The sequence below is a fragment of the Microbulbifer regidiadema (SeqCode) genome (assembly GCF_052466995.1).
Window position 1 is genome coordinate 4,479,041 of record NZ_CP174297.1, and the last position, 13,030, is coordinate 4,492,070.

Sequence of the window (13,030 nt, forward strand, 5' to 3'; positions counted from 1 at the left end):
TAAAAAAATGAAATAAACGTCTGTTGTATGTGATATCAATTGGCTGGGTTGGCTAAATATTTCCCGAAAAAATTATCGAGTTTGATGGTGAAGTTTTGGTTTGTCGCGCAATTCGGCGATGGCCAAGTGATCTGGTCGGTGTGGTTAAGGTATTACACTTTTTGCCCGTATTTAAAATTTTAACTTGGGGGAGATTGATAAATGAAGAGGATTAAACTTGTTGCGGCTATTGCTTTGCTCGTTGGTGTAGGTCAGGCTCAGGCCGATGGTAATCACAGTGAACAGGTGCAGTTTGGTGAGGATAACTATGCAGAAGCTTTTCAAGGGGTTGCTGCAACTAATAATGTGATTCTTCAATGGCAGGACGGTAATAATAACCGGGCTTTTGCCGAGCAGAATTCAGATGACAGTAATCATACCGATCAAACTCAGGTTGGTGATCGAAACCTGACCTCCGGTGAGCAGACGCTACAAATAGATAGTACAGCGCAGACTTATCAGGAGGGGGAAGGGCATTTCGCAACGGTTCAGCAAATGGTCGGTTCCAGTAATGCGGCTTATACTGAGCAGTTTGGCAGTGAGAATATGATCTACTTAACCCAGGGCACTGCGATTAACGATTCTAGCCACAATAGCGCAGAAATGTACCAAGAGGGGAGTGACAATATCGTGGGCCTGCGGCAGGAGGTGTATGGTAACTATTTTTCCAGCGCGCAGTTGGGTAATGGCAATGCTATTTGGGCCAGTACTTGGCCGTCTTCGCCCGATGGTTTTGTCGGTGGTCAAGTGGGCAACTCTAACTCGGCGACGGTTTACCAGGAGGGGGATGAACACACCCTAAATCTATTGCAGAGTGGTGATTTTAACTCGTTTGATCTTGAACAATATGGTTCTGGCAATACGTTTACTGTCTTGCAGTTGGGTTATTCAAATGTTGCTCTTGGTTATCAGAGGGGGGGCAGTCCTCTTATTACTAATATTAACCAGAATGGAACGAATAATCTGGCTAATGTAAATCAAGGCGGTGCAATTGGTATCGTGAATCTGGTACAGGCTGGTAATAACAATACTATAGACTTTGCACAGGTTGGAGTTTCCAATCTGCTGGATGTCGACCAAATTGGTAACGGTAATCAGGCTTTGGGTCGCTCTTATGGTTTTTCCGATATTGCTGATATCGACCAGTTTGGCGACTTAAACCTGGCGGAAATTGAGCAGGTGGTTACTTTTGATAGCCTGGTTACTGTCGTTCAGTCGGGCCTTGAGCTCTCTGCTTATGTTAGTCAGGACGGCTACGAGAATATTGCAATGATAAATCAGACCAGCACACTGAATACGGCCAATATTATTCAGGGGGGGCATACCGTCTCAGGTGGCACGGGTAACTTTGCCAGTATCACTCAGAACTGATCCTGTTAGTAGAAGTGAAAAAAGCTAGCTTGTTGAAGAATGCCAGTCAGTTAACCTGACTGGCATTATCTTTTTTAAGCGGGTAGAGGCCTGGTAAGCTGAGTTATTGGGAAGTTACTCAGAGTATTCGCTGGCCGCAAAAATTAAGGGTTAGTGCCAATAGGCCGGTCCAGGGGGATTGTTGCCCGCTGCCGCCCTTAATTGCCGTATCTATAGCGCGTGCGCGAACGAGTAGGCTTTCAAGTTGCTTCTGCTTGAGCCGCTGTAAGGCCTCTTGCACCAGTGGTTGTCTTTTTTGCAGTCTCACTAAGCGGGCCAGGGGCTGGCCCTGGTCGAGCTTTTCCATAATATCGAGCAGTGTGCGAATTTCCCGGGTAATAGCCCAGAGGACGATCGGGGGCTCAATACCTTCAACACGCAGTCCATCTAATGTCTTAACGGCCTTGGCAGCATTTCCCGAGAGTATGGTATCAATCAGATCAAAAACACTGTATCGCGCGGAGCTGGTAACACTGTGCTCCATCATTTCTACGGTAATTTGTTCGCCGGGGTTTGCGAGCTTGAGTTTTTCGACTTCCTGACTGGCAGCAAGTAGATTTCCCTCGACCCGCTCGGCCAGTATTTGCACTGCCTCGGGCTCTGCGGAAAGCTTGGCTGCCGCAAGGCGCTGGTTTATCCAGCGGGGCATTTCCTGGGCGGTTACCGGCCATACCTGGACCAGTACTCCAGATTGCTCCAGGACTTTTACCCACTTGCTGTTGAGCTGTGACCTGTCCAGTTTGGGCAGTACCAGTAACAGGAGCAGATCCTGATTGGCCAGGGCGGCAAATTCCTGCAGGGCTTTACTGCCCTTATCGCCGGGTTTTCCCCCGGGTACACGCACTTCTATCAGCTTTTTTTCGGCGAATAGAGACATATTGCCGGCTGAGGCAAGCAGCGTGCCCCAGTCGAAGTTGTGCTCTGCATGAATCAGTTCGCGCTCGGTGACGTTGTGTTTCCTGGCCGTAGAGCGGACTAAATCACAGCACTCCTGGACTATTAAGGGCTCGTCACCAGAGATAATATAAATTGGCGCGAGACCTTTTTTTAGGTTTTGCTGTAGTTGCTGGGGATTGATGCGCATTGGCAGGACTAACCTAGTAACTTTTATCTTCTAGAGGTGCGTTGACATCAATGCGTCGCAAGCGGTCAATAATTCGTCCAATAAGCTCCCGCTGCATCTCTGCACGCAGGGTATTTTCCTCTTCACTCTTACTGACAATTTCATCGACATCCCACTCTAAGGTGCGGTAAACATCGGCCTTGGCTTTACTGAGGAGAACCTGGCCGGTACCGGTGCGCACGCTATAAATAGCACTGCTGATCAGTTCGTATTCCGATGCTCGCCCTTCAGAGTCTACGGCGACGGTCAGTTTCCTGTCCGTTTCCTGGTGAATTACCAGTGAATAGTCGGAGTCCGCAGGAGACTCTGCCATGGATACTCCCGCATTTCTTAACAGCCGGGTTAATTGCTCTGCGGTATCACTGCGCGGATTTTCTGTGGAGATATAGAGTGTGCTTCCGGGCGGGAAATTTTTAGGTGCGCCTCTTAGATGCCACCCGCAACCGGCAATAGTGATAGCGAGAAGGAGAGTGGCGGCTCGACTTGCGATGGTTTTCATAACGACTTGCCTTGGTCTTGTCGGCTATAGGAAGCAGACTAAAGCGGGCCGGGAGTGAGACTCCCGGCGATCTTGTTGCGGATCTTTATTTGGCGACAATATTTACCAGTTTGCCGGGTACCACGATCACTTTGCGCACCGTAGCTTCACCGATAAATTTCTGGACGTTTTCATCGGCAAGGGCGAGCTTTTCCAGACTCTCTTTGTCCGCATCAGCCGGCGCGTCCAGTTTTGCACGCACCTTGCCATTGACCTGAACGATCAAGGTGATCGAGGTGCGCACCAGAGCTTGTTCGTCGACTAGCGGCCAGGGGGCATCGATCAGGGCGTTGCTATTGCCGAGCACCTGCCACAGCTGGTGGCAGATATGCGGCGTTACCGGAGCCAGCAGCAGGACCGCTGCTTGCAGGGCTTCTCTCTCTACGGCCAGCCCCTGTTCGCTACTGCGATCCGCCAGCTTGCCAACCTCATTGAGCAGTTCCATAACCGCAGCGATAGCGGTATTAAAGGTTTGGCGGCGGCCGTAGTCGTCGCCCACTTTTTGGATGGTCTCGTGGGTTTTGCGGCGCAGCTGCTGTTGCTTGTCATTGAGGGACTGCTGGTCGATCTGCGCTGCACTGGAACCCGCAGCGATATGCGCGTGAACGGTTTTCCAGAGTTTGCGCAGGAAGCGGCTGGCACCTTCCACACCGGCATCGTGCCACTCCAGAGTCTGCTCCGGGGGCGCGGCAAACATGGTGAACAGGCGCACGGTATCGGCACCGTACTCCTCAACCGCAGCGTGGGGGTCTATGCCGTTGTTTTTGGACTTGGACATCTTCACCACGCCGCCGGCAGTGATCTGTTCGCCGCTGGCTCGCTCAATCGCTTTGGTGGGCTTGCCCTTGTCATCGCGCTCAACATCCACATCGGCGGGGTTGATCCAGGTCTTGTGGCCGTGCTCTTCTTTGTAGAAGGATTCGGCTAACACCATGCCCTGGCACAGCAGCTTCTTGAAGGGTTCATCGCTATTGACCAGGCCCTCGTCGCGCATCAGCTTGTGGAAGAAGCGCGCGTAGAGAAGGTGCAAAATGGCGTGCTCAATACCGCCGACATACTGGTCGACCGGCAGCCAGTAGTTGGCGCGGTCCGGGTCCAGCATGCCCTCCTCAAAATCGGGGCAGGTGTAGCGGGCGTAGTACCAGCTCGACTCCATAAAGGTGTCAAAGGTATCGGTTTCACGCTCTACGGGTGTACCGTTGAGTTCGTCCTTGCGCCATTCGGAATCGGCTTTGATGGGCGATTGAACGCCGTCGAGTTCGACATCTTCCGGCAACAGGATCGGCAGTTTGTCTGCGGGTACTGGGATCTCGCCGCCGTCGGCCAGGTTGAACATGGGGATGGGCGCACCCCAGTAGCGCTGGCGGGATACACCCCAGTCGCGCAGGCGGTAGTTGGTCTTAACCCGGCCTTTACCTGCGGCAATCAGTGCTTCGGAGATCGCCGTAAAGGCGCCATCAAAATCCAGGCCGTCAAAATTGCCGGAATTTACCAGTTTGCCTTTCTCGGTATAGGCCTCTTGCTCCAGGTCGACAGACTCGCCTTCGGCAGCCGCGATAACCTGTATCACCGGCAGCTGGTATTTTTGCGCAAATTCCCAGTCGCGCTGGTCGTGGGCCGGTACTGCCATCACCGCGCCGGAGCCGTAATCCATCAGTACATAGTTGGCCACCCATACGGAGACCTCTTCACCGCTGATGGGGTGAATTGCCTTGAGCCCGGTATCCATGCCTTTCTTGTCCATCGTGGCCATATCGGCTTCGGACAGGGACTGCTTTTTGCACTCGGCGATAAAGGCTTTGAGTTCGGGGTTGGACTCGGCAAGCTCCAGGGCGATAGGATGCTCGGCAGCCAGGGAGACATAGGTGACACCCATCAGCGTATCCGGGCGGGTGGTGTACACATCGAAGTGGTCCATGCCCGCAATAGATTTGGGCAGGGCAAAGCTCAGCTCTACTCCCCGGCTCTTGCCGATCCAGTTGCGCTGCATGGTGCGCACTTGCTCGGGCCACTCGGGTAGTTTGTCCAGGTCTTCGAGCAGCTCTTCGGCATAATCGGTGATCTTGATAAACCACTGGGCCAGCTCGCGGCGCTCAACGGTGGTGCCACAGCGCCAGCAGGCGCCATCTTCTACCTGTTCATTGGCCAGTACGGTCTGGTCGTGGGGGCACCAGTTCACCGCAGAGTTCTTCTTGTAGACCAGGCCTTTTTCGTAGAGGCGGGTGAAGAACCACTGCTCCCAGCGATAGTAGGAGGGCTGGCAGGTGGCCAGCTCGCGGGACCAGTCAAAACCAAAGCCGAGGGCCTTCAACTGGCCCTTCATGTACTCGATATTGGCATAGGTCCACTTGGCCGGCGCGGTCTTATTTTGGATCGCGGCGTTCTCTGCGGGCAGACCGAACGCGTCCCAGCCCATGGGGTGCAATACGTTTTTACCTTGCATGCGCTGATAGCGAGTAATTACATCGGTAATGGTGTAATTGCGCACATGCCCCATATGCAGCTTGCCGCTGGGGTAGGGGAACATGGATAGGCAGTAGAATTTTTCCCTGCCGGCGTCTTCCTTTACTTCAAAGCTCTTCTCGGCCTCCCAGAACTCCTGGGCGGAAGCTTCGACTGCGGAGGGGGTGTACTGCTCTTCCATCGATTCGGGACCTATACTCTGTGATCAAAATTTGCGGGAAACTATTCAGTGTTTATTGGGGCGGTGAGCGCGTGACAATAGTTAGAGATTGATCGCGATCAAGTTCCGCTCCCGGTGCATCTTTTACGATGCCTAAACGCGAGATTATAGGAGGGATGCCGTGACGAAGGAACCAAAGTTGCCGCCGAAGGATGATCTGATCAACGAGTTTCGCGAAGACTTTGAGGATTTGGTCGAGGGTGAGCTGGCTATCGAGAATCTTACCGCCAATAAAATGACATTTTTGCGCGCTTGGCTAAAAGATGATCTGCACCGCGCGGCGGGTTATATCCGCGGGTTGGGCGGGGAGCTAAAAACTTTGGAGGAGCGCAGTGGAGAGTGGCTGTTGAATGCGGCGGACCCGACCGAAACCGCTTGGCCAAACTTAATGCGCTGTATCAAAGAGGGCAAACCCTGGGCCCTGGCGGGTGAATTCGTTGGCGCCGATGAGGAGTTGCAGTGTCTCGGTTGTGGCTATCGGGCAATGCCCCCACTCAATACCCAGATTACCCCCTGCCACCGGTGCGGCTACGGCTGCTTCCGACAGATTGAGGGTGGTTTGGAAGATTGACGGGGGCCTATTCAGTGGTAGGGAGCCTTCTAATGCCGCCGCTGCTGCCACTACTGGGGTTGTTGCTGGCCTTTATGCTGCGCTTCTCCCCTTCCGGCTCGCTGTTGGAGAAGTCCTCCCTGCCACTGGCTGTTATTTCTTTTAGTGTACTCTGGGTGAGTGCAACTCCGGCCTTTACCTCCTGGCTGGGAAACCGGCTGGGCAAGGTGCCAGAGCAACCCAACTTCCACCCCGAGGCGCTCGTGATACTGGGTGCTGGGCGCTACCGGGAGCGTTTTTCGCAGAGAGAAAGACTCTCTGCGGCGAGCCTTGAGCGAGTGATCGGGGCTCTGGAGGGAGCCCCGGCGGGAATACCGATATTGGCATCCGGTGGTAGGGTGCATGCGGGGGAGCAACTGGCGGAGTCCGAGTTGATGGCGAGGCTAGTGGCGGAATTCTCGCTGCCGGTTACCTGGCAGGATAATTGCAGCCGTACGACAGCGGAGAATGCGGTCAATAGCGCGGATATTTTGCATCGCGCTCAGGTGAGGTCGATTTTACTGGCCACGCACTGGTGGCATATGCCCCGCGCAGCGGAGACTTTTACCCGCGCGGGCCTGCGGGTGCAGCCCCTGCCGGTGGGGAGTGCCGCTGAGCTGATGCCTCGCGTACAAAGCGGTCTGGGGCGCTGGTTGCCCAGTGCGGTTTCCCTGCTGAGAACTCAGGTCTATTGGCGGGAGATACTGGCGCGGGTTTGGTACCGCTGGAGACCCCTGCCGCCGGTTAGAGATTGTTGAGGCTCTCAGAGCGAGCGTCTCGAAAAGTGGGCACCCAAGGCCCGCAGCGATAGGGGGGAGTGATTTAGAGACTCCCCAAGGAACTTTTTGAAAAATGTAATCTCATAGGCTTGAGGAAGGGTAGAGAGATGGGGTTTCACGCTGGAAGAGCTGACAATTCTTTATAAACTTCCTTGATTGCTAGTTGTACCGGGATTAGGATGACTGGCGCCACAAGGCCTCCCTGGTGATACTCTTTTTGTGGGAATTGGCTTTTGTGGGTAAGAAGCATAACAATAATTGAGATAACCTTATGATAAAGGGCATCCCACTTTCTTTCTCTCCGATACAGCTACACAACCGCTTGAATCGGGCTGTTTGGATCGGCTTCAAACGGGTTGAGCAAGATGGCCGCACACTGGTGTTCCTGTGTGCCGGCGATGATAGCGGCGCTCAACTCAGCAAGAATTTTGAAACCTTTGCCGGGCAGATAGTCCGCGAGTTCGACTTGTCACCGGCGGAGGTGGAGTTTATAGAACTCCGGGTAAAAGCCGAGGAGTCCAATTGGTATCGCTGGCACGCTCAGTGGGTGGGCTCGGCGCCAATGGACTGCCACGCCGATCTGGTGACCAGTGAATCCAGCCGCCGTTATCTGGCCCAGGCGCTCGCGAGTGATATGGTCGCCGCCTAACAAATCCCCCGTCAGGCGCTGGCCTTAGTGATAGCGCCGTCCCCTTTGAGCAGGTCTGCAAGTGCCTGCTCAAGTGTTGGAAATTGAAAGCTATAGCCGGTTTCCACTGCGGTACAGGGCTCAACCCGATCGCTGGTCAGTAACAACTCATCGGCCATCTCTCCAAAAATCATTTTTAGCACCCAGGCGGGTGTGCGAAAAATCGCCGGTCGATGTAACTCTTTGGCCAGAATCCGGGCAAAGCTGTTATTGGTCACAGGCTCCGGTGCACTTCCGTTAAAGGGCTGGCACAGGTGGTTGTCGATGGCGTGTAACATCAGGCCGACTTGGTCCTCCTCGTGAATCCAGCTCATCCAGTGTTCGCCGGAACCCATCGGCCCCCCAAGCCCGAGACGAAAGGCGGGCAGCATTTGCGGCAGGGCGCCACCGCGCATCGACAGTACTATGGCGGTGCGGATAATGCCCACCTTGACGCCGCACTGCTGTAGGGGGGCGGTGGCCGCTTCCCAGTCCCGGCACAGTTGCGCGGCAAAACCGCCTCCCGGGGCGCTGCCCTCTTTTAATAGCTCCCCACCGCGATTGCCGTAATAGCCGATTGCGGAACCGGATAAAAAGTAACTCGGTTTCTGTCTCTGCCGCAGAGTCCAGCGCACCAGCTGCTCTGTTGTCCCCAGGCGTGAACTGCGAATCGTAGAGCGGTATTTTTCTGTCCAGCGACGGGAGATGGGGGCTCCGGCAAGATTCACCACTATGTCTACGGGCTGGCTCACCTCGGCGGGGTCGCGACAGGCACTGGCGGACTCTCCGCACAGGCTTCGCACCCGCTCCGGGTGTCGGCTCAATACGGTAATGGTATTGCCCCGATCCAGCCAGTGCTGGCAAAAGAGCCTGCCGATAAGCCCGGTACCACCGCTAATCAAGCAATGCATGGGGAATTGCCCTGCCTTATCTTCGCTACAAAATTGAATGCAGCATAGCAGTGATATAAAGCGGTGGTGATTTGTCCGGGCCACCCGCCGGGATTAAATGGGAGGGTGGCCGCTGGGGAGTCTTAATCGGATAGTTCGCCGTTTATCGGGGCGTTGGGTTGGGGTTCCACCCTGCGGCGTAAAAACAGGGCCAGGGCCAACATGGGCAGGGCCAGGGCAAATACCAGGGAAATACCACCGAGCATAAACGGCGTTGCGCCGCGCATGGCTCTGATATCGCCGCTCATAGTGGCGCGCTCAAATTGAGGCAGCTGTTTAACAATATGTCCTTTGGGGTCCACGATAGCGGTTACCCCGGTATTGGTTCCTCTCACCAGATAGCGGCCGGTTTCCAGCGCGCGCATTTGCGCCATCTGCATATGTTGCAGCGGGCCGATAGAGGCTCCGAACCAGGCATCGTTGCTAATGGTCAGGAGTATCTGCGATGACTGCGCCGAGTCGGCAACCAGTTGCGGGTAGACGATTTCATAGCAGATAAGCGGCGCCCAGCTGGCGCCGGCAGCGCGCAGTGGGGATTGTTCGTCGGGGCCCGAGCGGATAAAAGAGGTGGGGAGGTTAAAAAATTCGATAGTGCCGCGAATAAAATCCTCCAGCGGCACATACTCACCGAAGGGCACCAGGTGGCGCTTGTGGTAAACGCTGGGGTTCTGGCCAAACACCGCTGCAGAGTTGTGAATGCTGACGCTCCCCCGCGCTGGATCTCGCGTGTCATAGAGGATGCCGGTGATCAGGTCGATATCGGTACTCTCGGCATTGCGTTGCAGTGCCTGCATCAGGTTGGGGGCCTGTCTGTAGAGCATTGGCAGGGCGGCCTCGGGCCAGATAATCACGTCGACATCTCGATCGCTAAGGGCGCGAGTGCCCTCCTGATAGCGGCTGATCGTTTCTCCGCGAAACTCCGGCAACCACTTTTTTTCCTGCGGAATATTGGCCTGAACCAGTCCAACGCTGATCAGTGGGCCCTGGGCTGTGGTCCACTCTACCTGGGAGAGCGCGGCGCCTATTGGCCAGGGGGCCAGTGCCGCTGCGAGCAGAACAATAGGGCCGCGCCGTTTAAGCGGTGACAGGCGGCCGCTGACGGCCAGGGCCAGTACGGCACCGGTGAATGCCAGGAGCAGGCCTATGCCGTAGACACTCAGTACCGGCGCCCAGCCCGCCAGCCAGGTCTCGGTGTGGCCATAGCCGGCGAAGAGCCACGGGAAGCCGGTGAAGGCCCAGCTGCGCAACCACTCGCTGATAAACCAGAGTGCGGCAAAGGCCAGGGCAAAGCTGAATTTGTTATCGGTAAAGCGGCCGAGAAAATAGAAGGGGGCGGCCAGTAGCAGCGCCATAATGGCGACAAAGCTCCCGGTCAGGGCCAGCCCTAATGGAACCGACGAGTTGCCAAAATTGGTAATTGAAACATAGACCCAGGATGCGCCGCTGGCGAAGAGGCCCAGGCCGTAGCAGAAGGCGAGGGCAAAGGTTTTGCGCCCCGGCAGTGTGCGCCCTCTGCCCGCAGAGAGCATAACCCAGGCAAAGATGGCCAGAGACAGCAGGCCGCAAACCCAGTAGTTAAACGGGGCCAGAGAAAGTGTCATCAACCCGCCAGCGGCAGCATTGGCGAGAGGAGAAAAAAATCTGCGCATAAAATCGTTGTCAGAATACCCCGCCTGGGGCGGGGTATCGGTGTGTTAAAGCGTGCAGTGTTGGGCGCGGTTCAGCTGCCTTCCTCCGGCGGCTTGCGCATATGGGCAACCCGCAAAAGGTGTATCTGGCGGCTGTCTGCGTAGAGCACCCGGAACATAAAGTCGCCCAGCTGGGTGGCTTCGTCGCGGCCGGGCAAATGGCCAAATGACTGCATAATCAGGCCGCCGACAGTGTCGAACTCCTCGTCACTAAAGGCGCTCTCGAAAAATTCGTTGAACTCCTCGATGGGGGTGAGGGCTTTTACGATAAAATCGTTTTCCCCCACTTTGCGGATATAGCTATCCGCCTCTTCCTCATCGGTCTCGTCTTCAATTTCGCCGACAATTTCTTCGAGGATATCTTCGATCGTCACAACGCCGGATACACCGCCGTACTCGTCGATGACCACCGCCATATGGTAGCGATTTTCGCGGAACTCACGCAGCAGAATATTCAGGCGCTTGCTCTCGGGGATAATATTGGCGGGGCGAATCAGGTCTTCCAGCTGGAAGCCGTCGAAACCTTTCAACAGGAGTGGGAGCAGGTCTTTGGCGAGCAATATCCCGCGAATATCATCGACACTTTCGCCGACGACAGGGAATCGGGAGTGGCCCGAATCAATAATTTTGGGTAGGAACTCTTCCGGTTTATCGTGCAGACCCACCACAACCATTTGCGAGCGCGGAATCATAATTTCGCGGACTTGCTGACTGGAAACGTCCAGGGCACCCTCGATAATAGAGAGGGCTTCAGCATCTACCAGCTGGTTTTCCGCAGCGTCCTTAATGATGTCCAACAATTCGTCGCGAGACTTGGGTTCGGCTGAAAAGGCACTGAATAGTTTTTCCAGCCAGCTTTTTTCACTCGCGCGGGATTTACTCGCTGAGTGACTACTTGGGGGTTCGTCTGTGGTCATGGAAGTGGCCATGCTCCGGGGCTCTCTCGTTTGTAAATAAATTCAGTAGCGGCTTGCCATTTACTCGTTGGTACAGCAGCTATTATCCCGCTGCATCCAGCGGGGCATAGGGGTCTGCAATACCGAGGTTGGCGAGCAACCCGGTTTCCAGACTTTCCATAATTTGAGCATCTGCATCTTCGATATGGTCGTAACCTAGAAGGTGCAGTGTGCCATGGACCACCATATGTGCCCAGTGCGCCGATAGGGATTTGTTCTGCTGTTGCGCTTCCCGCTCCACTACCGGGGCACAGATCACAAGATCTCCCAGCATCGGGAGGTCCAGCTCTGCGGGGAAATCCGTGGGGAAGGACAAAACATTCGTGGGTTTATCCTTGCCCCGGTACTGGTGATTGAGTGCCTGGCTTTCATCTTCGTCCACGATTCGTACCGACAGTTCCGCTTCATTGCGGTGACCGGCCAAAGCTTTGGACACCCAGGTGCTGATAGCCTCATCGGTGGGGAGTTGGTCGCAGCGGCTGGCCCGCTGCACATCGAGTGTTAAATCAGTCATAACTCAGCTGTGGACTCTATGCGGCATTCTCATCGGCTTTATTGGCAACCCGATCGAGCGTACCTCTCTCCTGCTCGTCCTCATGAATATCGTAAGCCTCCACAATACGCTGTACCAAGGGGTGGCGCACCACATCCTTGGCCCTAAAGTGGGTAAAGCTGATGCCATTGACCCGCTCCAGTACACCCACGGCATGGCGCAGCCCGGAAGCTTGCCCGCGCGGCAGGTCGACCTGGCTGGGGTCCCCGGTAATAACAGCGGTGGAGCCAAAGCCAATCCGCGTGAGGAACATTTTCATCTGCTCGCGGGTGGTATTTTGGCTCTCATCGAGGATAACGAAGGCGTTGTTCAGTGTGCGCCCGCGCATATAAGCCAGTGGCGCGACTTCGATAACGTTGCGCTCGATCAACTTGCCGACCGTCTCAAAACCGAGCATCTCGTAGAGCGCGTCGTAGAGGGGGCGAAGATAGGGGTCTACTTTCTGGCTCAGGTCACCGGGGAGAAACCCCAGCTTCTCGCCGGCCTCAACGGCGGGGCGCACCAGAAGAATTCGCTCAACCTCATCTTTGAGCAGTGCCTCGACCGCACAGGCTACCGCCAGGTAGGTTTTGCCCGTGCCCGCAGGGCCGATGCCAAAATTGATATCGTTAGTTTGCACCGCGCGAACGTATTTGCGCTGGTTGAGTCCCCGAGGCCGCACCGAGCATTTTTTGGTACGAATTAGTACCACTTGGTCGGTTTCACTGGTGCCGCCGTCACCCGCTTTATTGGCCAGTTCCTCAACTCCCGCCTGTTGCAGGGCCAAATGAATTTCATCCGGTGTGAGGTAGTCCTTGCCGTCGGTTTCCCGATAGAGCTGACTGAGTAGCTCGCCAGCGGCGCGTGCGGATTTGGCGTCACCATAAAATGAAAACTGGTTGCCGCGATTTCGAATTTCGATATCCAGGCGCTGTTCTATTTGGCGTAGGTGTTGGTCGAATTGACCGCAGAGATTGGCAAGACGGCGTGCGTCATTGGGCTCGAGTGTGATGCTGTGAGCGAGGGTTTGTGTTTCCAAATTGGTTTCCGGCACCTTTAGTCCAGGGGTTATATTC

At 55.3% G+C, this 13,030-nt stretch carries 12 protein-coding genes; 4 read left to right on the forward strand and 8 right to left on the reverse strand.

Translation table 11 applies throughout. From position 1 onward, the window contains the following. The first annotated feature begins 201 nt into the window (after nucleotides 1–201). The gene (locus ACJJIK_RS19605) at nucleotides 202–1,410 is read left to right on the forward strand and encodes a hypothetical protein (RefSeq protein WP_444943637.1); all 1,209 of its coding nucleotides are present in this window, start codon (nucleotides 202–204) and stop codon (nucleotides 1,408–1,410) included. Nucleotides 1,411–1,528: 118 nt separating this feature from the next. Here ACJJIK_RS19605 and holA read toward each other — a convergent pair whose 3' ends face one another. The 3 genes from holA to leuS form a co-directional block, all read right to left on the reverse strand. After that, the gene (gene holA / locus ACJJIK_RS19610) at nucleotides 1,529–2,533 is read right to left on the reverse strand and encodes a DNA polymerase III subunit delta (protein ID WP_444929916.1); all 1,005 of its coding nucleotides are present in this window, start codon (nucleotides 2,531–2,533) and stop codon (nucleotides 1,529–1,531) included. Nucleotides 2,534–2,546: 13 nt separating this feature from the next. Beyond that, on the reverse strand, nucleotides 2,547–3,071 hold the full coding sequence (locus ACJJIK_RS19615) for an LPS-assembly lipoprotein LptE (RefSeq protein ID WP_444929917.1): 525 nt from the start codon (nucleotides 3,069–3,071) through the stop codon (nucleotides 2,547–2,549). 85 nt (nucleotides 3,072–3,156) lie between these two features. Then, a complete protein-coding gene (gene leuS, locus ACJJIK_RS19620; RefSeq protein WP_444929918.1) occupies nucleotides 3,157–5,754 on the reverse strand; it encodes a leucine--tRNA ligase in 2,598 nt (865 codons plus the stop codon). A gap of 160 nt (nucleotides 5,755–5,914) precedes the next feature. On the opposite strand from leuS, the gene ACJJIK_RS19625 reads away from it, so the two are divergent. The 3 genes from ACJJIK_RS19625 (at nucleotide 5,915) to ACJJIK_RS19635 (ending at nucleotide 7,810) form a co-directional block, all read left to right on the forward strand. Then, nucleotides 5,915–6,364: a zinc ribbon-containing protein gene (locus tag ACJJIK_RS19625; protein ID WP_444929919.1), complete on the forward strand. Its 450-nt coding sequence runs from the start codon at nucleotides 5,915–5,917 to the stop codon at nucleotides 6,362–6,364. 32 nt (nucleotides 6,365–6,396) lie between these two features. Further along, the gene (locus ACJJIK_RS19630; RefSeq protein ID WP_444943638.1) at nucleotides 6,397–7,140 is read left to right on the forward strand and encodes a YdcF family protein; all 744 of its coding nucleotides are present in this window, start codon (nucleotides 6,397–6,399) and stop codon (nucleotides 7,138–7,140) included. A gap of 292 nt (nucleotides 7,141–7,432) precedes the next feature. After that, nucleotides 7,433–7,810, forward strand: coding sequence for a hypothetical protein (locus tag ACJJIK_RS19635; protein ID WP_444929921.1), 378 nt, complete (start codon nucleotides 7,433–7,435; stop codon nucleotides 7,808–7,810). An 11-nt stretch (nucleotides 7,811–7,821) separates the two neighbouring features. On the opposite strand, the gene ACJJIK_RS19640 is transcribed toward ACJJIK_RS19635, so the two are convergent. The 5 genes from ACJJIK_RS19640 to ACJJIK_RS19660 form a co-directional block, all read right to left on the reverse strand. Further along, nucleotides 7,822–8,739 (reverse strand): TIGR01777 family oxidoreductase, encoded by a 918-nt coding sequence (locus ACJJIK_RS19640; RefSeq protein ID WP_444943639.1) that lies wholly within the window; start codon nucleotides 8,737–8,739, stop codon nucleotides 7,822–7,824. Between the two features lie 122 nt (nucleotides 8,740–8,861). Further along, nucleotides 8,862–10,427 carry an apolipoprotein N-acyltransferase gene (gene lnt / locus ACJJIK_RS19645; protein WP_444943640.1) on the reverse strand — a complete coding sequence of 522 codons (1,566 nt, stop codon included), beginning with the start codon at nucleotides 10,425–10,427 and terminating at the stop codon, nucleotides 8,862–8,864. 71 nt (nucleotides 10,428–10,498) lie between these two features. Further along, entirely contained in the window at nucleotides 10,499–11,395 is an 897-nt protein-coding gene (locus tag ACJJIK_RS19650; RefSeq protein WP_444929924.1) for an HlyC/CorC family transporter, read from the reverse strand. A 70-nt stretch (nucleotides 11,396–11,465) separates the two neighbouring features. Continuing rightward, complete coding sequence (ybeY, locus tag ACJJIK_RS19655; protein ID WP_444929925.1) at nucleotides 11,466–11,936, reverse strand: rRNA maturation RNase YbeY; 471 nt, start codon at nucleotides 11,934–11,936, stop codon at nucleotides 11,466–11,468. Between the two features lie 16 nt (nucleotides 11,937–11,952). Further along, nucleotides 11,953–12,993 carry a PhoH family protein gene (locus ACJJIK_RS19660; RefSeq protein WP_444943641.1) on the reverse strand — a complete coding sequence of 347 codons (1,041 nt, stop codon included), beginning with the start codon at nucleotides 12,991–12,993 and terminating at the stop codon, nucleotides 11,953–11,955. Between the last annotated feature and the right edge of the window lie 37 nt (nucleotides 12,994–13,030).

What these genes read in the sequence shown, in the direction of transcription:
- ACJJIK_RS19605 (WP_444943637.1), top strand. Translation starts at nt 202, where the DNA reads ATGAAGAGGATTAAACTTGTTGCGGCTATTGCTTTGCTCGTTGGTGTA.
- holA (WP_444929916.1), bottom strand. Translation starts at nt 2,533, where the DNA reads ATGCGCATCAATCCCCAGCAACTACAGCAAAACCTAAAAAAAGGTCTC.
- ACJJIK_RS19615 (WP_444929917.1), bottom strand. Translation starts at nt 3,071, where the DNA reads ATGAAAACCATCGCAAGTCGAGCCGCCACTCTCCTTCTCGCTATCACT.
- leuS (WP_444929918.1), bottom strand. Translation starts at nt 5,754, where the DNA reads ATGGAAGAGCAGTACACCCCCTCCGCAGTCGAAGCTTCCGCCCAGGAG.
- ACJJIK_RS19630 (WP_444943638.1), top strand. Translation starts at nt 6,397, where the DNA reads ATGCCGCCGCTGCTGCCACTACTGGGGTTGTTGCTGGCCTTTATGCTG.
- ACJJIK_RS19635 (WP_444929921.1), top strand. Translation starts at nt 7,433, where the DNA reads ATGATAAAGGGCATCCCACTTTCTTTCTCTCCGATACAGCTACACAAC.
- ACJJIK_RS19640 (WP_444943639.1), bottom strand. Translation starts at nt 8,739, where the DNA reads ATGCATTGCTTGATTAGCGGTGGTACCGGGCTTATCGGCAGGCTCTTT.
- lnt (WP_444943640.1), bottom strand. Translation starts at nt 10,427, where the DNA reads ATGCGCAGATTTTTTTCTCCTCTCGCCAATGCTGCCGCTGGCGGGTTG.
- ACJJIK_RS19650 (WP_444929924.1), bottom strand. Translation starts at nt 11,395, where the DNA reads ATGGCCACTTCCATGACCACAGACGAACCCCCAAGTAGTCACTCAGCG.
- ybeY (WP_444929925.1), bottom strand. Translation starts at nt 11,936, where the DNA reads ATGACTGATTTAACACTCGATGTGCAGCGGGCCAGCCGCTGCGACCAA.